Here is a 25651-nt window from a genome sequence, read left to right as displayed (position 1 = left end):
AAGGGGGCTCAGTCCTCGACGAGGTCCTGGGCGATGTGGCGGCCGGCGTCCGGTACGGGCGGCACGGCGAACAGGGCGCTCCCCTCGTGCCGGATGTAGGCGTTGAGGGCGTCGCCGCCGTCGGCGAGCCGCTGCTGGACGGGGACGAAGGCGCGCGACGGGTCGGCCTGCCAGGCCATGAACAGCAGCCCCGCGTCCCGGGTGCCGTCGGCGCGCCAGCCCTCGTCGAAGCTGTAGCCGCGCCGGAACATCCGGGCGCCCAGGTTGCTCTCCGGGCTGGCCAGCCGCACGTGGGCGTCGGCGGGGATCCGCGGCCGGCCGGCGGAGTCGCGGGCGTGCAGCGGAACGTCGTCGCCCTCGCCGCGCCCGCCCAGCGGCGCTCCGGTGTCGAGGTGCCGGCCGACGACCCGCTCGCGGTGCCCGGCGTCCAGCGCGTACCAGTCGTCGAGCAGCATCCGGATCCGCCGCACCACGAGGTAGCTGCCGCCCGCCATCCATCCGGCCGGGCCATCGGCTGGGCGCGCCCGGACCGTGGCGGCGAACAGCGCCTCGTCGCGGGGCGGGTTGCCGGTGCCGTCGAGCTGGCCCATCAGATTCCGGGGCGTGGCCGCCGGGTCCCGTGCCGCCGCGGCCGTGCGCTGGAAGCCGCGCAGCGACCAGCGGATCCGGGTGTGCGCCGTCACGGCGGACACCAGGTGCTGCACGGCCGCCGCGAGGACCATGGGATCCTCCGCGCCGACCTGGAGCAGCAGATCGCCGCCGCACCACTCTTCGCGCAACTCGTCGGTGGCGAAGGCGGGCAGATCGGCCAGCTGCTCCGGGCGGCGCGCGGCGCGCCCGATGGCGTCCAGCAGCGCGCCGCCCAGCCCGACGGTGACCGCCAGCGAGGCGGGCAGCAGACCGGCGGATGCGGCGCCGGCCACCGCCGCGGCGGGTCCGTCCGCCATCAGCCGGTCCGCCTCGGTGGACCAGGTCCGCAGCACGGCGGCCGCGGCCGCGCGGGCGGGCTCGGCGGCCTCGCGCGCCGGCGCCACGAGGTCGAGCGCGATGACGTGGACGAACGCCGGAGCGGCTCCGGCGACGCCCGGCTGCAGCCGCGATCCGGTCGCGGCCGTCCCCGAGGCCATGGCCAGCCGCTCGGTGGCGGCGCGGCCGGCCGTGTCCCCACCCACCAGCGGGCGCAGGATCTCGCCGGCCCCGAGCCCGGAGCCGAGGCCGGTCAGTCCGGCCGCCCCGGCGGTCGCGAGAAGGCCGCGCCGGGACATCGGGGCCGGCGCGTCGTGTCGTGTCATGGTGGTCCGTCCTGCGGCCCGGCTCCCGCCACTGCGGGTGCTCAGTGGCCGGAGTGGTCTTCGGCGCCGCCGTCCTCCGACGAGGGACCGGCCGAACGCTCCAGGACGGGGGCCTCGACGTCGAGGACGCTGCCGCTCTCGAAGGTGAGCGTCAACGTGACGGCGTCCCCGGCGGCGAGCGGCTCGGAGAGGTCGTTCACCATGAGGTGGAAGCCACCGGACCGCAGCTCGGTCGAGCCGCCACCGGGGACGGGGATCTCCTCGACCACGCCCATCTGCGAGGCGCCGCTGGGGGTCTCCGTGGTGGATCCCAGCTCGACCTCGCCCGAGACCGGGCTCTCCACGGCGACCAGGGCGTCGTCGGCCTCGGCCGCGTTCGTGACGGTGAAGTAGGCCGTGGTGGAGTCCGGCGTCGCCGGTTCGGGGATCCAGGCGCCGTCCACGCGGACCTCACCGGAGGCGGCCGATCCCGTCTCCGGCTCCTGGGCGGGTGTGGGGGTGGGGGCGGACTCCGGGGCGCCCGCGCAGCCGGGCAGCGCGAGCAGCGGCAGTACGGCGCAGGCGCCCAGCAGCGCACGGATCCGGGATCGTGGATCCGCCGGGCCGGTACGCCGTTCACCGGAAGGGGAGTGGGGGTGGGGTGCGCAGAGCGGGAACAGGGCCAGCACAGCAACCTCCGATCGCTTTCGGGCGGGGCGGGCCGGTACCCGTCCCGGTCGGTGTCGGTCGCGGGGGTCCCGGCCGTCCCGGAGGCGGCCGGGCGGGCGTGCGCCCGGGGGATCTCTCCTCTCGTTCACGGGCGGCGAGTTCACAGCGTGTCCTCGACGAGTTCGGGCAGTAGCAGGCTCAGCTCGTCCGCGGCCGTCCCTTCGTCGAAGAACCCGATCGGGTCGCCGCCGGGCCGGAGCACGGCCAGGCGCCCGCCGTGCGTGACAAGGTACTCCCCGTCGGTGACCACGGGCGCGTCGATCGGGATACCGTATTCCTCGGCGGCCCGCACGACCTGGTCGATCGGCCCGCGCACGCCTTCGAAGTCGGGGTCGAAGCCGTCCAGCCACGCCCGGAAGTGCTCGTCGGTGTCACGCTCGGGATCGGTGCTGACCATGACGACATCGATCCGCTCGGCGTCGGCGCCGATGCCGGCCATCGCCTGTGCCACGTCGGCCATGGTGGTCGGGCAGACGTCGGGGCAACTGGTGTAGCCGAAGAACAACAGGGTCAGCCGGTCGTCCGCGACCCCGCGGAAGCTCCACTCCTCGCCCTCGACCGTGCGGAACTCCTGCGCCGGGGCGCGCATGGCGCCGTCCGGGACCTCCAGGAAGAAGTCGGGCCGCTCCTGTGCGGTTTCCTCGCCGCCGCCGGCGCATCCGGCCAGCAGCACCAGCCCCGCCAGAGCCGCGGCCCGCACCGCCGTCCCGGACCGCCCGGGCCCGCGTGTGGCCACCATCCGTCGCCCTCCGTTCCACCCGTTCGTCATGGAGCCGACCGGTATGACCGGTTCCGGACAGCAAGTCGGACGGTGGTCCGCGATGGTTCCGGACGGCGCCGCGATCGCCTTGTGGCGTGCGTCACGTTCTGGTGTCCCGGTCGTCGAATGCCCCGCCCGGACCGGCTCCGGCACACGGGAACGTGACCGGCATGCGCGCCGGCGCCGGTTTCCGCCCGCGGTCGCGGGCAGGGACGGCCCCGGACGCCCGCCCGCGTTCCTCGTGGGGCCCGGAGCCGAACGGTTCGCCACCGATCGCGGCGTTGGGCCCCGGCACGTGGGCGTAGGGAGGTGCGGCCCGTGGCCGGGTGATCGGGGCTTTGCCCTGCGTACCGGGTCCGGTACCGGACGGGCCGGGGCTGTCGGACGCTGATGCGCGGGGTTCAGCACCCTCGACCGTCCCGAGCCCCAAGTGGAGCTGGAGCGCGACGGCTACTCCGAGCCACTGATCATCGTCGGCGAGTTCGACGCCGACACCGACTACGCCGGCCCGCGCCGGACGGCCGGGCGGGAGGGGCGAGGCGGCGGGTCAGCCGTCGCCGGAGCCCGGTTCCGCCCGCGGCGGAGGAGTCCGCAGCGGCGGCGATTCCGCGCCGCAGAACAGCGCCCGCCGGGTCTCCGCCGGGACCGCGGCCGCGCGCCGCTCGCGGCCGAGCAGGACGAGGGCGAGCAGCCCGGCCGCCGCGCTGAGCGCGGCGAGGATGAGCATGGCCGGGGCGAAGCCGCCCGCGACCCCACGCGGTCCGGTCACGCCCGCCAGTACCGGGACGGCCGCCACCCCGATGAGCTGTGCGCCGCGGGCCACCGCGTTGTTCACGCCCGACGCCACGCCAGCGTGCCGCAGCGGGGCGGACGCCAGGACGGTCGCGGTGAGCGGCGCCACCGTCGCAGCCAGTCCCGCACCCACCACGAGCACGCCGGGCAGCACCCCGGTCAGGTAACCGCTGCGGCCATTGTCCAGGGCCAGCAGGACCAGGCCGGCCGCGACGACGAGCGGCCCCAGGGTGAGCTGCGTCCACGGGCCGATCCGTTCGGCCAGCCGCCCGGAACGGCCGGACAGGGCCAGCATGAGGAGCGTGATCGGCAGCGCCGCCGCGCCCGCCGCCAGGGCGGAATAGTCCATGGCCTCCTGCAGGAAGATCACCAGCAGGAAGAACAGCGGCCCCAGCGCCCCGTACAGCAGCACCGTCATCACGTTCACCGCGCTGAACCGTACCGAGCGGAACACGCTCAGCGGCAGCATCGGGTGGTCGCCGCGCCGCTCGACCAGGAGGAAGACCGCCAGAGCGGCCAGTCCCAGAGCGCCGCTGGCCAGCACCCGCACCGGGTGGAAGGGCTGCTCGCCCGCCGCGATCAGCGCGTAGGTCACCCCGGCCAGCCCGATGACGGCGGCCCCGGCCCCGGCGTAGTCGAGCCGGGCGTGCGCCGCCGGATCCCGGGACTCCGGCAGCCGCCAGGCGATCAGCAGCACCGCGGCGGCGAGCGGCAGGTTCAGCAGGAAGATCAGCCGCCACGATCCGGCGTCCACCAGCCACCCTCCGACGAACGGGCCCACGGCCGACGCGACCCCGGTCAGCCCGGACCACGCGCCGATGGCCCGGCCGCGGTCCTCCTTGCGGAACCCGGTCTGCAGGATCGCCAGGCTGCCCGGAGTCAGCAGCGCCCCGCCGACGCCCTGGGCGATCCGGCCGGCGATCAGCGCCTCGGTGCTGGTGGCCGCCACGCACAGCAGGGAGGCCAGCGCGAACCACGCCACCCCCACCGCGAACACCCGGACCCGGCCGAACCGGTCGCCGAGCGCGCCGCTCAGCAGGATCAGCGCGGACAGCGTGAGCAGGTAGCTGTTGGAGATCCACTGCAACCCGGCCACGCCGGTGCCGAGCTCGGCACCGATGGCGGGCAGCGCCACGTTCACCACCGTCGAGTCGAGGAACGCCATCCCGGACCCGAGCACGGTCGCGGTCAGCAGCCACCGTGCGGCCGGCGTCCCCCAGGCGATCGCCCCGGCCTCGGGCGCGTCCCCGGTTCGGCGGAAACCACCACGGCCGCTCACGCCGGCCGCCCTCCCCGCCGGACGCCGCCGGACCGAACGGCCGGAGCGGCACCGGATCCGGCCACGGGCGGCGGCGCGCCCGCACCGCCCGACCCTGCCGAGCGGCGCTGCCCGGTGGTAGCGATGCCAGCCGACACGAGACTCTCCTTGCGCGTCGTCGTCTTCGGCGGGAGCCGGCCCCCGCCCGAAAGGCGGATGGACGTCGACCCTCCCCTTCGACACTACGACGCCCGGCGGCCTCCCGCCGGGACGGAGCGGACGCGGCCGGAACGTTCGAGGACCGGCACCGCGGCGTCAACGGAACCGCCCGGGCCGGTGCCGATGCGGGGCGGACCATGCCACCGGTGGGCTCCGTGCCGGTCAGGGCGGCGCGGCGGTCGCGCGACAGGCCAGGAGGGCGGTCGTGTCCCCGGCGACCCGCCGCGAGCGCGCGGTCGCCGGGACGGCATCCCGGCCCTGCCGTGCCGATTCCCCACGGGGTTCGGCGTCGCCGTGTGACCGCGGTGTAAACCCCCTGTGAATCGCGGGCGAGCGGACCTTGAGCGACCGTCCGTGCGTCTAAGGTGAAGATGGTTCCGCTCGCCGGGGCCGCAAAGGACCTATCACCACAGGTTTCGCCGCCGCAGAAAGGCTTCCCCGTGGCTGTCCGAACCCGTGGCGTGCCGGAGACGGCGGTCGCCACCCTCCCGGCCGCCGACCGTGCCTCCCGTCCGTTCCCGGAACAGGATGCGGCTGTGCGGCGCCGGTTGCTGGCCGTCGCCACCCGGCTGTTCGCCGAGCGCGGGATCGACCGCACCTCGCTGCGCGACGTCGCCGACGCCGCCCACGTGACCGAACGGCTGTTGCACCGCCACTACGCCGGCAAGGCCGCGCTTCTCGACGCCGTCTGCGCCCGGGCCGCGCGCCGGGACGCCGACCGCCTCGAACGCATCGCCGCCCGTCCGGTCCCGGTCGTGGAGCGGGTGCGGGCGGCCGCGGCCGACGCCGTGGCGGCGGCCGTCTCCGAGCCGGACGACACCACCGTGGTCTTCCGCGCGTACCGCCCGGCCGTCGCCGAACGGTGCCGCGCCGTGCGCGCGGCCCGCCACCGCTACCGGGTGCTGTTCCGCGCCCTGATCGCCGAGGGGCAGCGCTCCGGCGCTTTCACCACGCAGGTGCCCGCCGACATCGTCGTGGACTTCTTCCTCGGCTCGGTCCACCACCTGAGCACGTGGTACCGTCCGGCCGACGGGCGCTCGGTCTCCGACGTCGGCTCCGTCTACGCCGACCAGTTACTCGACGCCCTGCGCGCGGCGCGGCCGGCCGCCTGATCGGCGCGGCCCGGCCGGTCAGCCGACGATCCCCCAGAACCGTGCGGTGTGGTAACTGGAGCAGATGGTGTCCAGGAAGTGGGCGGCGGCCGTGCCGCACTCCTCGGCGCCCGGACCGGGGTCGACGGGCGTGCCGTGTCCCATGCCCTCCACGAGGTAACCGGCGACGGCGGTGCCGCCGGCAGGCGCCGCGTACTCCTCCAGGGTGGTGCCGCCGGGCAACCGGGTCGTCGTGGTGGGCGTCTGGCCGATCCCCCAGACGTCGGTCCACTGGTCGCGCGACTCCCGTGCGTTGGCGGGCACCACGGTGGTGTCGGCGGTTCCGTGCCAGATCGCCACGCGCGGCCACGGACCCGTGTAACCGGGGTTCTTGGCCCGGACCGCGTCGCCCCACTGCGCCGGAGTGCGGTCCCTGCCCGGATTCTGGCAGCCGAGAGCGGACAGCAGGTCGGTGGCGCAACCGGCGGGCAGGCCGGCGATGACGGCGCCGCCGGCGAACGTCTCCGGATAGGCCGACAGCATCTCCGCGGCCATGGCGCCCCCGGCGGAGAGCCCCGAGACGTAGGTCCGGTCCGGATCGGCACCGAACGCGGCGTGCGCGTGGGCCACCATCTGCCGGATGGACCGTGCCTCTCCGCGGTCCCGCGCGACGTCGCCGGGCTGGAACCAGTTGAAGCAGCGCGAGATGTTGTTGGTGGTGCGCTGTTCGGCGTAGACGAGGACGATCCCGGCGGAATCGGCGTACTTCTGCCAGCCCGAGCCGGCGTGGTAGGCGGCGGCGTTCTGGGTGCACCCGTGCAGCAGGACCACCAGCGGGGCGCCGGCCTCCGCGGATGCGGGCACGTAGGCGTACATGGCCAGTCCGCCGGGGTTGTCGCCGAAGCCGGTGACCTCGGTGAGCGCCGCGGCACGCGCCGGCGGTGCGAGCGCCGTCGCGGACACGAGCAGCAGCAGGATCATGCCGAGCAGGGCTCGGGCGCGGGCGGGTGGGCGGGGCGGGATTCGTTCCGTGCACGAGGACATGTGCGGCCTCCGGGAAGCGAGCGGTACGGAGTGCGCCGAACATAGCCGCGATGTGACCTCGTTCATATGGGCGAGCGCCACACGGCCGGTGGCCCGGCCGTGTGGCGCTCGCCCACGGGCGCGGTGCCGGCCAGGGGCGACGCCGGCCGTCCACGCCGCCGGTATCCGTGCGGCGGAATACCGCTTTCCCGCAACGCCGTCGCCGGGCGCCGACCGTATCCCCGGGAAATTGCGACGTCGGTTGGAATCCGGCAGTTCCGGATTTGTGCCGGTGCATTCTGTGGCGAGGTCAGCGAAATGTCGATTCGCTGCGCAATGCCCGCCGTGCGCCCGGCGCGTTTCGGGGTGCCCCCGGCCGCCGTTTCGGATTTCGGTCGCGTTTGCCGTCGGCCATGTCAGGACACGAACCGTCACGTTTCATAACTGCGAGTGCCTGGAGTGGCATGAAGTCGACAACGGTCAAGCCGACCGTGGGACGGAAGAGCGGACCGGCCCGTGGCGTGCGTCTGATCGCGGGGCTCGGAGCGATGGTGGCCTGGGGCGCGCTGCTGGCGGCGCCGGCGCAAGCGGAGGCCGTGCCCGGGGAGACGGCCGCGACCGTCTCCGTCCCGCTGCGGCAGGCGGTGGCGGATCTTCCGGTCGCCGACGAGGACCGCACCGGTTACTCCCGCTCGGCGTTCCGGCACTGGGTGGACGAGGACGGCGACGGCTGCAACACCCGCGCGGAGGTGCTGGTCGAGGAGGCCGTCACGCCCCCGGACGTCGGTGACGGCTGCCGGATCTCCGGCGGCGAGTGGGACTCCTACTACGACGGCCAGCGCGTCGGCAACGCGTCCGGGCTGGACATCGACCACGTCGTGCCACTGGCCGAGGCGTGGGACAGCGGCGCGTCGGAGTGGCGGGCCGAGCGCCGGATGCGTTACGCGAACGACCTCGGCGACGCCCGCGCGCTCGTCGCGGTGACCGCGCGGCAGAACAGGTCCAAGGCCGACAAGGACCCGGCCGAGTGGCTGCCGGCGCTGTCCGACGCGCACTGCCGCTACGTCACCGAGTGGACGGCCGTCAAGCTGCGCTGGGGGCTCACCGTCGACACCCGTGAGCGCGAGGCGCTGACCTCCCTCGCGGCCGGCTGCCCCGACGAGACCCTCACCGTCGAGCAGGCGCCGTGACCACGCGCCCCCGCACCGCCCGGCGATCCCCTGGGGGCGGTGCGGGGGCTCCTCCACGCTCACCGTCCGTGCACGGTCCCGCGCTCGGTGCCGCCGGCCGGGCGGGCGACCGGTCGATACCGACCGATTGATAGGTACTTTCGGCGAATGCCTTTTTGTTGCTGATCCGCTGCGGTATATTGCGCTACGGCCGTTCCGCAATACCGAACGGTCGGTCGGCGAGTGCGGTTGGAGAGGTGACGGCGAGGCGGACCCTCCGTGAATCGGGCTTCGGCGACTGCGCGACCACCCATCCGCCGAGCCGTCCGGAACGGTCCGGGGAGAGCTGACAAGGGGAGGTCATCGCCGCAGGCGGCTCCCACCGCGACGACGCCGCAACCGAGGGCGGGCGACACTGGGTCGTGTGTCGCCCGCCCTCGGGCCTTCGGCGCCCGGCGGTACGGCACCACCGCCCGGCGCCGCCGGTGGGGCCGCGGATGAGCCGGGTGACCGGCCGACGTCGCTTCCGGGGGACCCGAACGACGGGATTTCGGAACGCACGTAGCCGAGGAGCTGCCGCAGCCGCCGGACGAAGGAGGCGGCGTCGGACACGCTCGGCGTGAAGGAACCGGTCAGAGCCGTCGCCGCCTGCCGAGCGAGCTGACGGCGGAACTCACTCAGCGCACCGCGGTGCGCCGCCGACGGTCCGGGGAGCAGGGCCAGCAGTTTCGCCGTTTCGGTGAGCGGCTCGGTTTCCGCGGACGCGAAAGCGAAACGGCTCCCCACCAGTGCGTCGGTGATCAACGCCGCTCCGCCCTCCAGGACCCCGCATGCGGCCAGAATCCTCCGGGTGGGGTCGTCCGTCCCTGTCGCCGCGATCCGCCGCAACTCGGCGTCCGTCTTGTCGAGGACGTTCAGCGCCGCGGTGACCCGGGACCGCGTCCACCGGGCCTCCGGAACCGGCCGGGGAGGCGGCGGGACCGGGCCGGCACCGACCGGCTCCCCGTCCGGTGGTGCGGCGGCCGGGCCATCGCCCCCGCCGTCCGCGCCGGGCGCCTCCCGGCTGGGTGGAGCGGCCACGAAGGGCGGAGGCGGAACCGGAACCGGCGGCGGTGGCGTCCGGCGCCGCCGGACCGGCTCCGGCTTCGGCCCGCCCAGCGCCGTCGCGGTGCCGGTGCCGGCCGCCCCGGCGTCATCTCCGGAGACCGCGTCGATCAGGTCCCACAGATCCGTCTCGTCGGCCTCCGCCCGCGCCAGCCCCTCGATCGCCTCGTCCGCCAGGGCCGCGCTCACCGCGAACTCCGCGCGCGCTCCCAGCGCCTCCGCGGACGTCAGGCGAGTCAGGAGTTCCCGCAACCGGTCCCGGAGCAGGAAGGCGAGCACCAGCACGACCACCGGCCACACCAGTACACGGACGTACTCCAGGACGAGCTCCGCGATCTCCACCGATCCACCGCGCCCTTCCGCACCCCGCGCCCGACACGACGGCACGAGTCCGGCGCAGCGGACCGCGGACCGCCACACCGGCGATGGAGGAGACCACGGGTTCCGTCAGACCGCCCGCACCCGGGGATACTCCGGCTCCCACATCGCCTCGCGCACCCGGCGGGCCGGGTCGCCGAGGCCGGCCCGCGCCACACCCTCCCGGACGGCCCGCTCGGCGACCCGGGCGGCCACCGCCGCGGACGTCGCGCGCAGATCCCGGACCGCCGGCAGTAGCGCGGCGCCGGGACGGCCCACGTCCGTCAGACCCGCGACCGCCTCGGCGGCGGCGCGCAGCATGGCGGCGTCGATCCGCCGCGCGCGGGCCACCACCGCGCCCAGGCCGAGGCCCGGGTACAGCAGGGCGTTGTTCGCCTGGCCGATCGTGTAGGTGACGCCGCCGTGCTCGACCGGGTCCACCGGGATACCGGCGGCGACCAGGGCACGCCCGCCGGTCCAGCGCACCAGATCGGCCGGCATCGCCTCGATGCGCTCCGTCGGGTTGGAGAGCGGCAGGATCACCGGCCGGTCGACGTGCGACGCCATCTCCCGCACGATCTCCTCGGTGAACGCGCCGGTGGCGGTGGAGGTGCCGACGAGGACCGTCGGGCGCACCCGGGCGACGACCCCGGCGAGACCGACGCCCTCGGCGGCGCCGTCCCCGAACTCCTCGCGCACCTCCGACGCCGGCCGGGCATAGCACTCCTGATAGTCCCGCAGGTCCGGCATGTCGTCGCTCAGCAGTCCCTGCCGGTCGACCGCCCAGATCCGGCGGGTCGCGGCCGCGCGGTCCAGACCATCGCGGACCATCGCGTCCCGGAGCTGGTCGGCGATCCCGACCCCGGCCGTGCCGGCGCCGAAGACGACGACGCGCTGTTCGCGCAGTGGCGTGCCCGAGATCCGGACGGCGCTCAGCACGGCCGCGAGCACGATCGCGCCGGTGCCCTGGAGATCGTCGTTGAAGGTCGGGAGCCGATCGGCGTAGCGCTCCAGGAGGCGCCGGCCGTTCGACGGCCCGAAGTCCTCCCAGTGCAGCACGGCGTGGGGGAACCTACCGCTCACCGTCGCGACGAAGCGGTCGACGAAGTCGTCATAGCGCCGGCCCCGGACCCGCGGGTGCCGCAGACCGAGATAGCGCGGGTCGTCGAGCAGGTCGCGGTTGTCCGTTCCCACGTCCAGTGCGACGGGGATCACCCGGGCGGGGTCGATCCCGGCCGCCGCGGTGTAGACGGCGAGTTTGCCCACCGCGATGTCGCTGCCGCCGCCGACCCCCCAATCGCCGATGCCGAGGATCATCTCGCCATCGGACGCCACCACCAGGTCCACATCGTCGGCGCCCGGCCCGAGATGCCGGAACGCCGGTTCCACGCCCTCCGGATCGTCGACCGACAGGTAGAGCCCGCGCGGCCGCCGGTACTCGTGGCTGTACCGCTTGATCGCCTCGCCGATGGTGGGGTCGTAGACCACCGGCAGCATCTCGGGCAGGTGATCGGCCAGCAGGCGGTGGAAGAGCACCTCGTTGCGGTCCCGCAGCCCGGTCAGATAGACATTGCGGAGCAGGTCGCCGGGCTGCTGAAGGTACTGCTCGTAGGCGCGGCCCGCCTGCACGTCGAGGCTGGTGACCGCCGGCGGCAGCAGCCCCGCCAGATCCAGCTCGGCGCGCTCCTCGGCGGTGAACGCGCTGCCCTTGTTGAGGAGCGGGTCGCGGATGACCTCCAGCCCGCGGGCCGAGGTGTGCACTGTGCCATCCGCGCCCGGCCGGTGGTTCCGGCCCGCGCGGCTCGGTGATGCGACTCGGCTGTGCGCTGACACGGCTGCCTCCCGGTGGGACGGGTCCGGCCGTCGGGACGTTGTGCGCGGGCACCGGTGTGTCCGGTCCGCGCGCCCTGGTGTCCCCGCCGCCCGGCGACGGCATGGCAAAGCGGCCGCAAAACCGCCGTCAGCCGTGGCCGCGACGTGCCGCCGGCCGCGCCGGGCACCGCCTCGGTTCGAGGTACCCGCTGGTAGCTCGATACCCTGCTGAGCGGTCCACATGGTCCACATGATCTTCGCTGCGCCGCAGCGACTTCGGAGGTGCCCTTATGTCCCGCTCGGCACTGGTCACCGGCGGCAGCCGGGGGATCGGTCTGGCCATCGCCCGTGAACTCCAGCGGGGCGGCGACGCCGTCGCCGTCACGTACCGGTCCGGGGAGCCGCCGGAGGGGCTGCTCGGCGTGCACTGCGACATCACCGACTCCGCCCAGGTCGACGTCGCCTTCAAGCAGGTCGAGGAGGAGCACGGCCCCGTCGAGGTGCTGGTCGCCAACGCCGGCATCACCAAGGACCAGCTGCTCGCCCTGATGAGCGAGGACGACTTCACCTCCGTCCTCGACACCAACCTCACCGGCTCCTTCCGGGTGGCCAAGCGCGCGGTGCGCGGCATGATGCGCAAGCGCAACGGCCGCATCATCCTCATCTCCTCGGTGGTCGGCCTGCTCGGCTCCGGCGGCCAGGCCAACTACGCCGCCTCCAAGGCCGGCCTGGTCGGCTTCGCTCGTTCGCTCGCCCGGGAGCTCGGCTCCCGCAACATCACCGTCAACGTGGTCGCCCCCGGCTTCATCGAGACCGACATGACGGCGGTGCTGCCGGAGGAGCGGCAGGCCGAGATCAAGAAGAACGTGCCGCTGGGCCGGTACGGCTCGGTGGACGAGATCGCCAAGACGGTCGGCTTCCTCGCCAGCGACTCCGCCGCCTACATCACCGGCGCGGTGATCCCCGTCGACGGCGGACTGGGCATGGGGCACTAGTCACCGCGCTCCCCATCGCGGGCAGCTCCGGCACCGGCCACTCCTCTAGCAACAAGGACGAAAGACTCCATGGGAATTCTCGACGGCAAGCGCATCCTCGTCACCGGGGTGATCACCGACAGCTCGATCGCCTACCACGTCGCCCGGCTCTGCCAGGAGCAGGGCGCCACGGTCGTGCTCACCGGCTACGGCCGGCTCAGCCTGGTCGAGCGGATCGCCAAGCGGCTGCCGGAGGCGCCGCCGGTGCTGGAGCTGGACGTGACCGACACCGGGCACCTGGACAGCCTGGCCGACCGGATCCGTGAGCACGTCGACGGCATCGACGGCATCGTGCACTCGATCGGGTTCACCCCGCAGGACGCGCTCGGCGGCAACTTCCTCAACACCAAGTGGGAGGACGTCGCCACCGCCATGCACACCTCGGCCTACTCGCTCAAGGCCCTCACCATGGCTGTGCTGCCGCTCATGAAGGACGGCGGCTCGGTCGTGGCCATGGACTTCGACGCCACCGTCGCCTACCCGGTCTACGACTGGATGGGCGTCGCCAAGGCCGGCCTGGAGGCGACCTCCCGCTACCTCGCCCGCTACCTGGGCGAGCAGCGGGTCCGGGTGAACCTGGTCTCCGCCGGGCCGCTGAGCACGATGGCCGCGCGCAGCATCCCCGGCTTCGGCGAGCTGGCCAAGGAGTGGCCGCAGCGGGCGCCGCTCGGCTGGGACATGAGCGACCCCGAGCCGGCGGCGCGCGCCGTCGTGGCGCTGCTCTCCGACTGGTTCCCGGCCACCACGGGGGAGCTCGTGCACGTCGACGGCGGCTTCCACGCAATGGGCGCCTGACCCGGAGCCGGCCCTTGGGCGCCCCGTCGTGACGACGTGGGCGCCCTTTGCTCGCCCGGCGCCGCGCCGCCGGGCTTTGACTGTGAACAGAGAGAGGCAGGGACCGCACATGGACCTCGGACTCGACGGAGCCAGGGTCATCGTCACCGGGGCGAGCCGCGGCATCGGCCGGGCGATCGCGCAGACCTTCGCCGAGGAGGGGGCGGACCTCGCCGTCTGTGCGCGCACCGCCGAACCGCTGGAACGCGCCGCCGAGGAGCTGCGGGCCACCGGACGCCGGGTGCTGGCCGAACCGGTGGACGTCGCCGACGAAGCCGGGCTGCGCGGTTTCGTCGACCGTGCCGCGCGCGAACTGGGCGGGCTGGACGTGGTGGTCTCCAATGTCTCCGGCGGCAGCAGCACCACGCCGGACCAGTGGGAGCGCAACTTCGCCACGGACCTGCTGCCGCTGGTCCGGCTGACCGAACAGGCCGAGCCGCACCTGGCGGCCTCCTCCCGCGGCGGTGCGATCGTGGCGATCTCCACCACCTCCGCCCTGCACGTCACCGCGCCGTCCGGCCCGGGCGCCTACGGCGCGATCAAGGCGGCCGTGAACCACCACGTGGCCGCGCTCGCGCGCACGCTGCCGGAGAAGGGCATCCGGGTCAACACGGTGTCGCCGGGCCCCATCGAGTTCGAGGGCGGCGGCTGGGCCCGCCGCCGGGAGCGGCAGCCGGACTTCTACCAGGCCATCCGGTCCCGTATCCCCTCCGGCCGCCTCGGCCGGCCGGAGGAGGTGGCGCGCGCGGTGGTCTTCCTCGCCAGCCCGGCGGCGAGCTTCATCACGGGGGCGAACCTGGTCGTGGACGGGGGGTTCCTGGACCGGGTTTAGTGCCGTGACCGGCGGGGATACGGATTTCCGTTTCGTTCAGCCGATTAGCCGGTTGCTCGCTTAAATTGATAGACGTATCGGGCAATTGATGAGGCTCTGGAACCGATCTTCGGAACGGGGTGGCTCGACAAGTGATGACCTATGACGTGAAGGTCATACGCGAGGACCGGCAATGGGTTGCCATCGTTGAAGGGTTGCGGGGCGGCGCGACCGCGACTCGAACTCTGGCCAAGCTCGACGTGGAGGTGCGAGACGTCATCTCTTGTCTGACCGATACGGATCCGGACTCGTTCGGCATTGTTTGGCACTGGGGCGAGGCTATCGGCAGCGATAACACCGAGGCTATGGACCGATTTGCGGAAATGCGCGATCGTTTGGAGGCTGCACGCGCCGATTACGAACGAGTCCAGTCGGCCGTGGTCATCAGCCTTCGTCATGCTGGAGTGTCCGTGCGGGACGCCGCCTGGCTCCTGGGAATCTCATTTCAGCGCGTTCAGCAATTGGACGCTGCCGGTCGCTGACCGAATCGCAGCCGAATAAAGTCCGATATCCAACGCGAAACCCGGCTCACCAACCGTCCGGAAGGCTGCCGGGTTCACTTTACGCGGCTACTGCCGCGCACGGATTTATAATGGCACAGCAATGACATGAAGTCGAGCCGTCACCCCTCCCGCAGCACGTCCACCAGCCGGGTGTACCGCGTGACGGTGGCGACCTCCCGGACTCCCTGCGCCAGCGCGGGTCCGGCCGCGTGCACGATCGACAGGTGGCGCTCGGCGCGGGTCACCGCCGTGTAGACCTGCGGCCGCGACCAGCGCACCTCGGGGGGAAGCACCGCCACCACGGCCGGCCAGGTGGTTCCGTTGGCCGCGGCGATCGTCATCGCCCAGCCGTGCCGGAGGGTGCCCGGCGCGGGTACCGGCACCGTCGTTCCGTCGGCCAGCTCCACCACCGCGCCGTCCTCGCCCGTCTCCTGGAGCCGGCCGGCCTCGCCCGCCAGGTGGCCGGGGCCGACGGTGGCGAACAGGACGCGGTCGCCCGGATCGAAGCCGTGCCACGCGCCCGGACCGGGGTTGAGCCGCGCCTTGCATGCGGCGTTCAGCGCGTCGGCTCCCGCCTCGCCGCCGCGGGTGGCGGTGACGATCTGCACCTCGTCGGCGGCGATGCCCAGCGCGCGCGGAATGGAGTCGGCGATCAGCTGGACCGCGCGGTGGACCGCCTCGCCCGCCGATTCCGCCGGGACCACCACGACCTCGCGGCCGGGAGCGGCCACCTGGGCCAGTTCGCCGCCGGCCACCGCGGCGGCCAGCCGCGCGACCGGGCCGGGATCGGGGTCGTCCGGGAGCGCGGCCACCGCCGCGGTGCCCGAGGCGGCCAGGTCCGCGGCCACCTGCCCGGGCAGCGCCGACGGCGCCAGAGCCGGGTCGGCGAGCAGCACGAGGTGGGTGCCGTCGGCGCAGGCGTCCACCAGCGCCGCCGCCTGCTCGACGTCCAGCGCCATGGCGCCGACGACCACCACCAGGCCCGCCTCGATCGGCCGCTCCGCGCCGCGTCCGTGCCCGCCGCCCGCGCCCGTCTCCAGCAGCCGTGCCAGCGACCGCACCGGCACGCCGTCGCCGGGCACCATCGCGCGGACCGCCTCGGCGGCCCGCGCCGTGGGGGCGGTCACCGCGACACCGACCTCGCTGTCCGCCGCGATCGCCGCGGCCCCGGCGACCACCTGGCCGACCGCGGCCGTGGCCGCCGGGCCGTGCGTGAGCACGCAGACCCCGCGCAGCGCCAGCGTCACGAGCGCGGCGGCGGTCTCCGGCGCGATCTCCACCCCCAGGCGTGCGCCGAGCGCCTCCACGGTCTCGCGCGCCGTCGCGGAGTCCATGATCGGCTCGCTGGTGGCGAGCAGCCGGACCAGCCCCTCGCCGAGGTCCTGCTCGGCCAGCCCGACCCGGGCCAGCCCGTAGTGGCGGTCCGGTTCCGGCATCTCGGGCGCCTCGTCGCCGGTGAAGTCCTCCGCCCCGGAGTCGGGGAACACCTCGAAGGCGAGCACGTCGCCGTCGTCCAGCGCGGCCGTCATGGCGTCCTCGGGCGAGCGCACGCCCATGGAACGCAGCACCCCGGCGAGCCGCGTCTCCTCGATGGCGGTGTGGCCGTCACGCGCGGCGCGGCGCAGCAGGTGCCCCACCACCGCCCGGCCCCGCCGCGGGTCGCCGGGCGAAGCGGCGTCGCCGAGCAACCGCCGCGCGCAGTGATCGGCCTGCTGGAGGGTGGCGCCCGGAAGCGTGAGCAGCCGCCAGGGATCGTCGGCGAGTTCTTCGGCCGCGCGCGGACCCAGCGCGGCGAGCAGCGGCTCCACGAGCCGTTCCGGGGCGCCCATCCGCGCGAGCACGGCGCGCAGCCGGCCGGCGGGCCCGGCGTCACCTTCCGGCTGCGCCCCGGGGGCGGAGGACGGGGACGGCGACGCTTCAGACACGAGAGGACCTCTCCGGAGCCGGCCTGCTCGGTGGCACATGGGGGCGGCGGCGTGCCGGCGCGCCCCGCCCGTGGGTGAGCTTAGCGAGGATCATCCGGCGGCCGCCCGCACTCTCCGCGGGCCTGGGGAAACCACGCGAGCGCGACCCCGCGCGGGCGTGCCGATGGCCGGGGGAGATGCCGCGCTATGGCGGCCCGGGCACCGGGCGTCCCCCGAGCCGACCGAGACCGTCCCGCGCCGGCGGCGGCGAACAGGCCCTAGCGCGCCGTCGGCGCCGACGCGTCGGTCAGCGCGTCCCGGATCTCCCGGGGCAGCACGACGCCCTCGGTCGCCAGGATCTCGCCGAGCTGCGCGGAGGTGCGGGGACCGACCGTGGCCGCCGCGACGTGCGGCTGGTCGCGCACCCAGCTGAACGCCACCGCCAGCGGGGACACCCCCAGGCCCTCCGCGGCCGTGCACACCGACTCCACCACACGGCGGCTGCGCTCGTCGAAGTACGGCTCCACGTAGGAGGCCATGTGCGGCAGCGCCCCGCGGGAGTCGCCGGGCACGCCGTTGCGGTACTTGCCGGTCAGCACGCCCCGGCCCAGCGGCGACCAGGCGAGCAGACCGGCACCGCAGTCGGCCGCGGCCGGAAGCAGCTCGCGTTCCACGTGCCGGTTCAGCAGTGAGTACTCGCGGCCCACCGAGACGATGGGCACCCGCCCGAGCGACACTCCGGCCCGCTGCCAGGTCGCGTACTTCGCCAGCTGCCAGCCCGCGAAGTCGCCCACCCCCACGTAGCGCACCCGTCCGGACGACACCGCCGTGTCCAGCGCGGCGAGCGTCTCCTCGGCCGGGGTGTCGGGGTCGTACAGGTGCAGCTGCCACAGGTCGATGTGGTCGACCTGCATCCGCCGCAGGGACGCGTCCAGCGAGGCCAGGAGGTGCCGGCGCGAGGTGTCACCGCGCCGGTGTCCCTCCGGAGTGTGGCCGACCTTGGTGGCGATGATCACATCATCGCGGCGGACGACGCTCCGCAGCAGCCGCCCGACGATGCGCTCGCTGTGTCCGCCCGTGTAGATGTCCGCCGTGTCGAGGAGCGTGCCGCCGGCGTCCACGAACGCCGCGAGCTGGTCCGCGGCCTCCTCTTCCTCGATGTCCTTGCCCCAGGTCATGGTGCCCAGGGCCGTGCGGGACACCCACAGACCCGACCCACCCAGCTGTCGCTGTTCCATGGCGCGGAGAGTACCGTCTCGCGGTGCCGGGACGGCGGGGACGAGGTGGGAATCGCCGGTGACCGCCGGGCGGCCGCCGCGTGAACACGACGGCGACGAACGGCGGGCGCCCCCCGTCCACGTGGAGCGGGAAACACGGGTGCGGCTGCCGGGTGGCGCGAGCGGGCAGTAGGCTTCGGGCACCCGTGGCCGTGGGGGAGAATCCGTGCGGGAGCCGGCTCGGCCGTGGCGCCCGGCGGCGGTTCGCCGACGGCGCAGACCCCCGGCCGGCCGCGGCCACCCCCGTGCGCCCCGCTCCGGCCCCGGAGTGTGCGGTGCCCGCCCGCCCTCGCGCGTCCGCCCGCGTACGTCGATACGGAACCCGACCAGGAGCCGATTCCGCCGTGTCCATCTTCGAGGCCATCATCCTTGGACTTGTCCAGGGACTGACCGAGTTTCTGCCGATCTCCTCCAGCGGCCATCTCCGGATCGTCGCCGCCTTCTCCGGCTGGCCGGACCCCGGCGCCGCGTTCACCGCCGTCAGCCAGATCGGCACCGAGCTGGCCGTCCTCATCTACTTCCGCAAGGACGTCTGGAACATCATCAGCACCTGGTGCCGCTCCCTGGTGAAAAAGGAGCTGCGCCGGCAGACCGACGCCCGGCTCGGCTGGTACATCATCGTGGGCAGCATCCCCATCGGCGTGGCCGGCCTGCTCTTCGAGGAGCAGATCGCCGAACCGTTCCGTGACCTGCGGCTGATCGCCCTCACCCTGATCGTCTTCGGCGTGCTGCTGGGCATCGTGGACCGCGCGACGCGCAAGCACCGGGAACTGACCGACCTCAACACGCAGCGCGGCCTCATCTACGGCCTCTTCCAGATGCTCGCGCTCATCCCCGGCGTGTCCCGCTCCGGCGCCACCGTCACCGGCGGCATGCTGCTCGGCTTCAAGCGCGAGGCGGCGGCCCGTTACGCCTTCCTGCTGGCCATGCCCGCGGTCTTCGCCTCCGGCGTCTACAAGCTCAAGGACATCGGCGGCAACGAGTACGCGGGCTGGGGCGCCACCCTGGTCGGGACGCTCGTGGCCTTCGCCGTGGGATATGCCGTCATCGCCTGGTTCATGCGCTTCATCTCCACTAACAGCTTCATGCCGTTCGTGTACTACCGCGTCGCGCTCGGCATCGTGATCCTCGCCCTGGTGAGCTTCGGCGTGCTGCAGCCGGAGTCCGGCGCCCAGATCGAGCAGTCCAGCGAGGTGTCCAGCTCGCAGCAGGAGGAGCCCGAGCCCACGCCGTCGGCCGAGCCCAGCCCGGAGCCCTCGCCGAGCCCGTCGCCGGCCATCGCCGTGGACCCGGTCACCGGCCAGCCGGTCGATCCGGCGACCGGCCTGCCGCTGCAGCAGGATCCGAACACCGGCCAGTACCTGGACCCCGCCACCGGGCTGCCGCTGGAACAGGACCCCGTCACGGGGCAGTACCTCGACCCCGCCACCGGGCAGCCGCTCCAGCCCGCCACGGCCGAACAGGACCCCGCCCAGCAGGGCGTCGGCGAGCCGGGTACCGGGCAGGCCATCCCCGGCCAGTAGCCGGAACCGCGAACGCTGGAGGGCGGCGGCGCGCGCTTGTAGGGTGAGCCACCATGGACACCCACGCGGCGCAGCCGCCCTCCGGTGTTCCGCTCGGTCCAGAAGCGGACCCCGGCTTCCTGCGCGAACTCGGTAACGGCCGCCCGCTCGGGACGCTGCGCGGCATCAGCCTGTCGATGCTGTTCAGTGTGCTCTTCCTCGTCGCGGTCCTCGGCGCCGTGCACGGCCCGGTCTTCGACTGGAGCCCGGCCGGACTGGCGGTGCCGGCGGTCGCGGGGCTGCTCGCCGTCACGGCGGCGGTGTGGCTGCCGCGAGTCGCCCCGATCGAGCCGGCCCGTACGCCGCAGGGCACGGCCCGCAAGGCCGTGGCGCGGTTCGAGTCGGCCACGATGGTCCGGCTCGCCTTGTGCCAGGTCGCCACCCTCTTCGGCATGATCTCCTCGTTCGCGTTCGAACCCAGCCTCGCGCCCGTCCTGCTCGGCGCGGCCATCAGCCTGGTGGCCATGCCGCTCCTGGCGTTGCCCACGCGAGCCAGGATCGAGGAGTTCCGCGTGCGTCTGGAGCGGAACGGAGACCACTCGTACCTCTGGAACGGTCTCGTCCACAAAGGCAGGAAACGATGAGCGGCACCGTCACCCTCCTCCTGGTCCGGCACGGGCTCACCCCGCTCACCGGTGGCTCGCTGGCCGGCCGGACGCCCGGCGTGCACCTGGACGACCGCGGCCGGGCACAGGCCGCCGCGGTCGCCAGGCGGCTGGCCCCCCTCGACCTCGCCGCCATCGTCACCAGCCCGCTCGAACGGTGCCGGGAGACCGCCGAGGCCATCGCCGGGGCGAACCCCGACGCGCCCGCCCCGGTCATCGACGACCGCTTCAGCGAGTGCGACTACGGTGAGTGGACCGGCCGCACGCTCAAGGAACTCGCCGAGGAGCCGATGTGGCGCGTGGTGCAGCAGCACCCCAGCGCCGCGCGCTTCCCCGGCGGTGAGGGCCTGGCCGAGACCGCGCACCGGGCGGTCGGCGCGGTCCGCGACTGGAACACCCGGCTGCTCGCCGGCCACGCGCAGCCCGTCTACCTCGTGTGCAGCCACGGCGACGTGATCAAGGCGATCGTCGCCGACGCCCTCGGGCTGCACCTGGACCAGTTCCAGCGCGTGACCGCCGACCCGTGTTCGGTGACCGCCATCCGCTACACCGAAACGCGGCCCTTCGTGCTGCGCAGCAACGACGTCGGCGGCTCGATCGACGGCCTCGCGCCCTCGGCCGAGACCTCCGGTGACGCCGTCGTCGGCGGGGGAGCGGGGGCCGTTCCCGCCGGTGAATCGCACGTTGTTCCTTGATCCTCTAGGGTGCTAGCCATGCCCGTGTTCCAATACGATCCTCCCGAGCGGTTCGTGGCCGGCACCGTCGGCCAGCCGGGGGAGCGCACCTTCTTCCTGCAGGCCTCCGGCGGCGGCCGGATCACCAGCGTCGTCCTGGAGAAGGCCCAGGTCGCCGCGCTCGCCGAACGGGTCGAGGAGCTGCTCGACGAAGTCCGGCAGCGCTTCGGAGAGCTGGCGGGCGACGTGATCACGTCCGACGCCGTCGATGACGCGCCGCTGGAGCAGCCGATCGAGGAGGACTTCCGGGTCGGGACCCTGGCGCTCGCCTGGGACGCCGAGGCCGCCCGGGTCATCATCGAGGCCCAGCAGGTGGAGGAGCCGGGCGGCGAGGAGGAGCCGCAGGAGGAGGAGATCGAGGTCTTCGCCGAGGAGGCGCCCGCCACCCGCGACGTGCTGCGCGTGCATCTCACGCCGGGCGCCGCCCGCGCCTTCGCCAACCGCGCCATGCGCGTGGTCGCCGCCGGCCGCCCGAACTGTCCGCTGTGCGGGCAGCCCCTGGACCCGGGCGGTCACGTGTGCCCGCGCCAGAACGGCTACAAACCGCACGTTTTCTGACGTCCGGCCGCCGGGGGCGGCGGCCCGCCCTGTACAGCCCGGCGGGGAACGGACAGACTGTCCCGGGTCGGCCACGCCGCGGGGATGGCGGCCCGGGCGGCATGGGCCACCATGGACAGGGAGTCACCGCGGCGGCCGGCGTCCGGCCGCCGGCGGATGCGAGGGGGTGTGATGACCGCGTCGTTCGACGGTCGCACCGTGACCGACGCCCTGGAGCTGCTGCGCACCGGAGAACTCACGGTCGTCGGGCGGCTGGCGGACGCGTCGAACGCCACGTTGTACTGCACGGTGGAGACCGGGGCCGACAGCGCCGCGTGCGTGTACAAGCCGGTCGCGGGCGAGCGCCCGCTGTGGGACTTCCCGGACGGCACGCTGGCCGGCCGGGAGGTCGCGGCCTTCGCGGTCTCCGACGCCCTGGGCTGGGACGTCGTCCCGCCGACGGTGCACCGCGACGGCCCGTTCGGCGAGGGCATGTGCCAGCTCTGGATCGACGGCGACCCCACCGTGGACCTGGTCGCGCTGTCCCGGGAACGGGAGCACGCCGGCCTGCGGCGCATGGCGGTCTTCGACGCGATCATCAACAACTCCGACCGCAAGATCGGCCACCTGCTGCCGGTCGTCGGCGGGCACGTCTACGGCTGCGACCACGGCGTCTCGTTCGGCGAGGAGTACAAGCTGCGCACGGTGCTGTGGCAGTGGCAGGGCGAGCCGCTGCCGTCCGATGCCGTCACCCGCCTGGACGCGCTGCTCGACCAGCTGGCCCGCCCGGACAGCGAACTCTCCCGGACCCTGGCCCGCCACCTCACCGCTCCCGAGCGTTACGCCACCCGCCGCCGTGTGGAGCTGCTCCGCACGCACGGCGTGCACCCCTTTCCCTCCCCGGACTGGCCGGCACTGCCGTGGCCGCCGATCTGAGCGCTGGTGCTCCTGGCCGTGTTCGTGGCCAAGTTCGTCGCACCGATCGTGATGCTGCAGCTCCTGCTGCGCAGCGGCTACCCCGAGGTCCACTCCTCGGTGGGGGTCGCCGGCGGGTTCTGAGCGTCGCGGATCCTCCGCCCGTCCCGCGCTCCCCGGCCGGGGCGGGCGGGTCGCCGCACCGCCCGCCGGGACCACCTGTCCTCCACGGCCCGTACCACGGTGATGAGCACGGCGGCACCCGCCGCCACCACCAGCGCGGTGGTCACCGTGGCCGGGTCGCTGACGTCCAGGGCGAAGAACGAGCGGCCGGCCGGGGTGAGCAGGACGGTCAGCAGGGTGCCCGCCATGCCGGCGACCAGGACCACCTTCCACCACACGTAGGGGCGGGCGACCAGCAGCAGCACCCACAGCGTCGTCGCGCACAGCGTGATGACGGGAGCCGTCCGGTCGACCAGGTCCGGAGCGGCCGCGCCGTCCAGGGCCAGCAGGTAGCTCGTCACGGCCGCCAGCCCGCTGATGATGCCGGCCGGGATCGCGAGCCGCAGCGTCCGCCGGACGAACCCCGGCCGGGCCCGCTCGCCGTTGGGCGCCAGTGCCAGGAAGAACGAGGGGATGCCGAAGGTGAGCGCGTTGATCAGGGTGGCGTGCCGGGGGAAGAAGGGGTAGGCGACCCCGAGCAGCCCGACGATGGTGACCATCGTCATCGAGTACACGGTCTTGGTGAGGAACAGGTTGGCGACCCGCTCGATGTTGCCGATCACCCGGCGGCCTTCCGCGACCACGTGCGGCAGGGTGGCGAACCGGTTGTCCAGCAGCACGATCTGGGCCACCGCGCGCGCCGCCGGGCTGCCCGAGCCCATGGCGACGCCGATATCGGCCTCCTTCAGCGCCAGGACGTCGTTCACGCCGTCGCCGGTCATCGCGACCGTGTGCCCGCGCGAGCGCAGCCCGCGGACCATCTCGCGTTTGCGCTCGGGGGAGACCCGGCCGAACACGGTGGCCCGCCGCACCCGGTCGGCGAGCGCGTCGGGGGCGTCCGGCAGGTCGCGGGCGTCCACGGGGGCGTGCGCCTCTGGCAGGCCGAGGTCGCGGGCCACGGCGCCCACCGAGGCGGCGTTGTCGCCGGAGACTACCTTCACCTCGACGTCCTGACCGGCGAAGTAGCGCAGCGTGTCCGCGGCGTCGGCGCGGACACGCTGGTCGAGCACCACCAGCGCCACCGGCTCGACAGCACCCGGCTCTTGGGGGGCGTCCGGACCGGTCAGCGGACCGGCCGCGCGGCCGAGCAGCAGCACGCGCAGGCCGCGCTCGCCGATCCGCGTGGCCTCGGCGGTCACGGGGTCGCCCGGGCCGCCCAGCACGTCGGGCGCGCCCAGCACCCAGTACACCGGCCCGTCCGGCGTCGCGAAACCGGCTCCGCTCCACTTGCGGGCGGAGGAGAACGGTGCGACCGCCGTGACCGGCCAGGACGGTGGTTCGGGGAACCGCTCGCCGATCGCCGCCATGCTCGCGTTCGGCCGCGGATCGGCGGCGGCCAGCGCCGCCAGCACTTCGGCCGCCGCGGGCTCACGGCCGGCGCCCACCGGGCCGCGCCGCCCTCCGGCACGCGGCAGCTCGCGCACCTCGGCCACCCGCATGCCGTTCTCCGTGAGCGTGCCGGTCTTGTCGGTGCACACCACGTCCACCCGGGCCAGCCCCTCGATCGCCGGCAGCTCCTGCACGAGGCAGCCGCGCCGGCCCAGCCGCACGACGCCGACCGCGTAGGCGATGCTGATGAGCAGCACCAGCCCCTCGGGCACCATCGACACCAGGGCGGCCACCGTGCCGCGCAGCGCGTCGGCGAGCGGTCCCGAGACGTTGCCGCCCAGGGACACCGAGTCGGTGACGTGCCCGCCGAGGTAGAGCTGGCTGTAGATGAGCAGCGCGCCCGTCGGGAACAGCATCCAGGTGATGAACCGCAGGACGCGGTTCATCCCGGAGCGGAGTTCGGAGTCGACCAGGGTGAAGCGGCTCGCCTCCTCCGCGAGCCGCGCCGCGTACGCCTCCCGCCCCACGCGCGTGGCGCGGAACCGGCCGCTGCCGGCCACCGCGAAGCTGCCGGACATGATGCGGTCGCCCGGCCGCTTCACCACCGGGTCGGCCTCTCCGGTGAGCAGCGACTCGTCCACCTCCAGCCCGGACGAGTCGATCACCACGCCGTCCACCACCGCCTGGTCGCCCTGGGCGAACTCCAGGACGTCGTCCAGCACCACCTCCTGGGTGGCGATCGGGGCCACCGTGCCGTCGCGCACCACGCGCGGGCGCGCGGCGTTGACGATCGCGAGCCGGTCCAGCGTGCGCTTGGCGCGCAGCTCCTGCACGATGCCGATCAGCGTGTTGAACACGATGACCAGCGCGAACAGGCCGTCCTGAAGGGGGCCGATGACGGCGATGATCCCGAACAGCACGGCGATCATCGCGTTGATGCGGGTGAAGAGGTTGGCGCGGACGATCTGGCCGACCGTGCGGGCGGCCCGGACCGGAACGTCGTTCGTGCGGCCGGCGGCGACGCGCTCGGCCACCTCCTCGGCGGTCAGGCCGCGCACGTCCGCGGTGAGCGTGCCGCGTGATCCCTCTCCGCGCTCCTGGGCCATCGGGGCTCTCCGTCTCCTGTGTCGTCGGGCGGTCCAGCGGGTCGCCGCGGCCCCGGTCGTCCACCGTCCGGCGGGTGGGCGGGACGCCCCCAAGAGGTCACGAGGGAATTCGGCGCGCAGCACGAGCCTATGAGAAACCGCGCGCCGCGCGCGGTGGGGCGGGCGCCCGCGTCGTCCGGGGGCCGGCACCACCGCGCCACGGTGGGCCTTCCGCACCGGCCCGCCCGGCCGGTGGCGCGGCGCCAGGTAAACCCGGTGAGCATGGAGAACGTCTATGGAGCGACCGGAACAGGGACGGCGGATGCTGCCGGGTGGACCGTCCACCTAAGTGCCGCAGGAGACGGAAGAGGGGCGAGTTGGGCGTGCCGCTGCGACGACGATGGCGATCCCGCCGCGCCGGCCGGGACGCGGCGGCCGAGGCGGCGGCCGGCGGGCGCGCCCGCGGCCCCGGAAACTGGGCGGCGGCGTCGTACTGGCTGCTGTACGTGGTCGCGCTCGCCGCCGTGCCGCTGCACTGGCGGTCGGGGAACCACGCCCTCGCGGTGCTCTGCGGGGTGGCCGTGCTGTTCAGCGTGCGCATGATCACCCGGCCGGCCGGCCGCGGCGCTCCGTGAGCGCCCAGGGCCGCCGGCC

At 74.1% G+C, this 25651-nt stretch carries 22 protein-coding genes; 12 read left to right on the top strand and 10 right to left on the bottom strand.

Annotation, left to right across the window (positions count from 1 at the left end):
* Nucleotides 1–8 precede the first annotated feature (8 nt).
* The 4 genes from ACFQRF_RS05850 to ACFQRF_RS05835 all read right to left on the bottom strand — a co-directional run bounded on the left by ACFQRF_RS05850 (nt 9) and on the right by ACFQRF_RS05835 (nt 4831).
* On the bottom strand, nt 9–1292 hold the full coding sequence (locus ACFQRF_RS05850) for a Dyp-type peroxidase (protein ID WP_379869476.1): 1284 nt from the start codon (nt 1290–1292) through the stop codon (nt 9–11).
* A gap of 41 nt (nt 1293–1333) precedes the next feature.
* Nucleotides 1334–1960, bottom strand: coding sequence for a copper chaperone PCu(A)C (locus tag ACFQRF_RS05845; RefSeq protein ID WP_379869474.1), 627 nt, complete (start codon nt 1958–1960; stop codon nt 1334–1336).
* A 140-nt stretch (nt 1961–2100) separates the two neighbouring features.
* The gene (locus ACFQRF_RS05840; RefSeq protein WP_379869473.1) at nt 2101–2739 is read right to left on the bottom strand and encodes an SCO family protein; all 639 of its coding nucleotides are present in this window, start codon (nt 2737–2739) and stop codon (nt 2101–2103) included.
* 568 nt (nt 2740–3307) lie between these two features.
* Nucleotides 3308–4831 carry a DHA2 family efflux MFS transporter permease subunit gene (locus ACFQRF_RS05835; RefSeq protein WP_379869471.1) on the bottom strand — a complete coding sequence of 508 codons (1524 nt, stop codon included), beginning with the start codon at nt 4829–4831 and terminating at the stop codon, nt 3308–3310.
* A gap of 734 nt (nt 4832–5565) precedes the next feature.
* Between ACFQRF_RS05835 and ACFQRF_RS05830 the strand changes: the two genes are divergently transcribed.
* Entirely contained in the window at nt 5566–6141 is a 576-nt protein-coding gene (locus tag ACFQRF_RS05830) for a TetR/AcrR family transcriptional regulator (protein ID WP_379869469.1), read from the top strand.
* Nucleotides 6142–6159: 18 nt separating this feature from the next.
* Here ACFQRF_RS05830 and ACFQRF_RS05825 read toward each other — a convergent pair whose 3' ends face one another.
* The gene (locus ACFQRF_RS05825; RefSeq protein ID WP_379869468.1) at nt 6160–7164 is read right to left on the bottom strand and encodes an extracellular catalytic domain type 1 short-chain-length polyhydroxyalkanoate depolymerase; all 1005 of its coding nucleotides are present in this window, start codon (nt 7162–7164) and stop codon (nt 6160–6162) included.
* Between the two features lie 443 nt (nt 7165–7607).
* Here ACFQRF_RS05825 and ACFQRF_RS05820 point away from each other — a divergent pair, with 443 nt between their 5' ends.
* The gene (locus ACFQRF_RS05820; RefSeq protein WP_379869466.1) at nt 7608–8333 is read left to right on the top strand and encodes an HNH endonuclease family protein; all 726 of its coding nucleotides are present in this window, start codon (nt 7608–7610) and stop codon (nt 8331–8333) included.
* A gap of 339 nt (nt 8334–8672) precedes the next feature.
* Here the strand turns inward: ACFQRF_RS05820 and ACFQRF_RS05815 are convergent, their stop codons facing one another.
* Together ACFQRF_RS05815 and ACFQRF_RS05810 are read right to left on the bottom strand one after the other, a co-directional pair.
* Complete coding sequence (locus ACFQRF_RS05815) at nt 8673–9758, bottom strand: hypothetical protein (RefSeq protein ID WP_379869464.1); 1086 nt, start codon at nt 9756–9758, stop codon at nt 8673–8675.
* Between the two features lie 105 nt (nt 9759–9863).
* Nucleotides 9864–11534: an NAD-dependent malic enzyme gene (locus ACFQRF_RS05810; protein WP_379869462.1), complete on the bottom strand. Its 1671-nt coding sequence runs from the start codon at nt 11532–11534 to the stop codon at nt 9864–9866.
* A gap of 341 nt (nt 11535–11875) precedes the next feature.
* Here ACFQRF_RS05810 and fabG point away from each other — a divergent pair, with 341 nt between their 5' ends.
* The 4 genes from fabG to ACFQRF_RS05790 all read left to right on the top strand — a co-directional run bounded on the left by fabG (nt 11876) and on the right by ACFQRF_RS05790 (nt 14806).
* A complete protein-coding gene (gene fabG, locus ACFQRF_RS05805) occupies nt 11876–12580 on the top strand; it encodes a 3-oxoacyl-[acyl-carrier-protein] reductase (protein ID WP_379869461.1) in 705 nt (234 codons plus the stop codon).
* Between the two features lie 69 nt (nt 12581–12649).
* Nucleotides 12650–13414: an enoyl-ACP reductase FabI gene (gene fabI, locus ACFQRF_RS05800; protein ID WP_379869459.1), complete on the top strand. Its 765-nt coding sequence runs from the start codon at nt 12650–12652 to the stop codon at nt 13412–13414.
* A 109-nt stretch (nt 13415–13523) separates the two neighbouring features.
* Nucleotides 13524–14285, top strand: coding sequence for an SDR family NAD(P)-dependent oxidoreductase (locus ACFQRF_RS05795; RefSeq protein ID WP_379869457.1), 762 nt, complete (start codon nt 13524–13526; stop codon nt 14283–14285).
* A 131-nt stretch (nt 14286–14416) separates the two neighbouring features.
* Nucleotides 14417–14806, top strand: coding sequence for a hypothetical protein (locus ACFQRF_RS05790; protein WP_379869456.1), 390 nt, complete (start codon nt 14417–14419; stop codon nt 14804–14806).
* Between the two features lie 140 nt (nt 14807–14946).
* On the opposite strand, the gene ACFQRF_RS05785 is transcribed toward ACFQRF_RS05790, so the two are convergent.
* Nucleotides 14947–16752: a helix-hairpin-helix domain-containing protein gene (locus ACFQRF_RS05785; RefSeq protein ID WP_379869455.1), complete on the bottom strand. Its 1806-nt coding sequence runs from the start codon at nt 16750–16752 to the stop codon at nt 14947–14949.
* Between the two features lie 257 nt (nt 16753–17009).
* Complete coding sequence (locus ACFQRF_RS05780; protein ID WP_379869454.1) at nt 17010–17969, bottom strand: aldo/keto reductase; 960 nt, start codon at nt 17967–17969, stop codon at nt 17010–17012.
* 383 nt (nt 17970–18352) lie between these two features.
* Between ACFQRF_RS05780 and ACFQRF_RS05775 the strand changes: the two genes are divergently transcribed.
* The 5 genes from ACFQRF_RS05775 (at nt 18353) to ACFQRF_RS05755 (ending at nt 22382) form a co-directional block, all read left to right on the top strand.
* Entirely contained in the window at nt 18353–19531 is a 1179-nt protein-coding gene (locus ACFQRF_RS05775) for an undecaprenyl-diphosphate phosphatase (protein WP_379869453.1), read from the top strand.
* 53 nt (nt 19532–19584) lie between these two features.
* Entirely contained in the window at nt 19585–20154 is a 570-nt protein-coding gene (locus tag ACFQRF_RS05770) for a hypothetical protein (RefSeq protein WP_379869451.1), read from the top strand.
* On the top strand, nt 20151–20870 hold the full coding sequence (locus ACFQRF_RS05765; RefSeq protein ID WP_379869450.1) for an MSMEG_4193 family putative phosphomutase: 720 nt from the start codon (nt 20151–20153) through the stop codon (nt 20868–20870). The genes ACFQRF_RS05770 and ACFQRF_RS05765 overlap by 4 nt, the downstream gene beginning before the upstream one ends.
* An 18-nt stretch (nt 20871–20888) precedes the next feature.
* Nucleotides 20889–21467 (top strand): DUF3090 domain-containing protein, encoded by a 579-nt coding sequence (locus ACFQRF_RS05760; RefSeq protein ID WP_379869449.1) that lies wholly within the window; start codon nt 20889–20891, stop codon nt 21465–21467.
* A gap of 171 nt (nt 21468–21638) precedes the next feature.
* Nucleotides 21639–22382: an SCO1664 family protein gene (locus ACFQRF_RS05755; RefSeq protein WP_379869447.1), complete on the top strand. Its 744-nt coding sequence runs from the start codon at nt 21639–21641 to the stop codon at nt 22380–22382.
* A gap of 77 nt (nt 22383–22459) precedes the next feature.
* On the opposite strand, the gene ACFQRF_RS05750 is transcribed toward ACFQRF_RS05755, so the two are convergent.
* On the bottom strand, nt 22460–25018 hold the full coding sequence (locus ACFQRF_RS05750; protein ID WP_379869445.1) for an HAD-IC family P-type ATPase: 2559 nt from the start codon (nt 25016–25018) through the stop codon (nt 22460–22462).
* Between the two features lie 362 nt (nt 25019–25380).
* On the opposite strand from ACFQRF_RS05750, the gene ACFQRF_RS05745 reads away from it, so the two are divergent.
* Nucleotides 25381–25632: a hypothetical protein gene (locus ACFQRF_RS05745; RefSeq protein ID WP_379869444.1), complete on the top strand. Its 252-nt coding sequence runs from the start codon at nt 25381–25383 to the stop codon at nt 25630–25632.
* Nucleotides 25633–25651: the final 19 nt, after the last annotated feature.

Origin of the sequence: Marinactinospora rubrisoli, assembly GCF_042664915.1 — a bacterium.
GTDB classification, from domain to species: domain Bacteria; phylum Actinomycetota; class Actinomycetes; order Streptosporangiales; family Streptosporangiaceae; genus Marinitenerispora; species Marinitenerispora rubrisoli.
Note: the sequence above shows the minus strand (reverse complement) of the source record. Positions and strands in the feature narration are given on the sequence as shown.

What these genes read in the sequence shown, in the direction of transcription:
- ACFQRF_RS05750 (WP_379869445.1), bottom strand. Translation starts at nt 25,018, where the DNA reads ATGGCCCAGGAGCGCGGAGAGGGATCACGCGGCACGCTCACCGCGGAC.
- ACFQRF_RS05825 (WP_379869468.1), bottom strand. Translation starts at nt 7,164, where the DNA reads ATGTCCTCGTGCACGGAACGAATCCCGCCCCGCCCACCCGCCCGCGCC.
- ACFQRF_RS05760 (WP_379869449.1), top strand. Translation starts at nt 20,889, where the DNA reads ATGCCCGTGTTCCAATACGATCCTCCCGAGCGGTTCGTGGCCGGCACC.
- ACFQRF_RS05850 (WP_379869476.1), bottom strand. Translation starts at nt 1,292, where the DNA reads ATGACACGACACGACGCGCCGGCCCCGATGTCCCGGCGCGGCCTTCTC.
- ACFQRF_RS05765 (WP_379869450.1), top strand. Translation starts at nt 20,151, where the DNA reads ATGAGCGGCACCGTCACCCTCCTCCTGGTCCGGCACGGGCTCACCCCG.
- ACFQRF_RS05780 (WP_379869454.1), bottom strand. Translation starts at nt 17,969, where the DNA reads ATGGAACAGCGACAGCTGGGTGGGTCGGGTCTGTGGGTGTCCCGCACG.
- ACFQRF_RS05840 (WP_379869473.1), bottom strand. Translation starts at nt 2,739, where the DNA reads ATGGTGGCCACACGCGGGCCCGGGCGGTCCGGGACGGCGGTGCGGGCC.
- fabG (WP_379869461.1), top strand. Translation starts at nt 11,876, where the DNA reads ATGTCCCGCTCGGCACTGGTCACCGGCGGCAGCCGGGGGATCGGTCTG.
- ACFQRF_RS05795 (WP_379869457.1), top strand. Translation starts at nt 13,524, where the DNA reads ATGGACCTCGGACTCGACGGAGCCAGGGTCATCGTCACCGGGGCGAGC.
- fabI (WP_379869459.1), top strand. Translation starts at nt 12,650, where the DNA reads ATGGGAATTCTCGACGGCAAGCGCATCCTCGTCACCGGGGTGATCACC.
- ACFQRF_RS05770 (WP_379869451.1), top strand. Translation starts at nt 19,585, where the DNA reads ATGGACACCCACGCGGCGCAGCCGCCCTCCGGTGTTCCGCTCGGTCCA.
- ACFQRF_RS05820 (WP_379869466.1), top strand. Translation starts at nt 7,608, where the DNA reads ATGAAGTCGACAACGGTCAAGCCGACCGTGGGACGGAAGAGCGGACCG.
- ACFQRF_RS05755 (WP_379869447.1), top strand. Translation starts at nt 21,639, where the DNA reads ATGACCGCGTCGTTCGACGGTCGCACCGTGACCGACGCCCTGGAGCTG.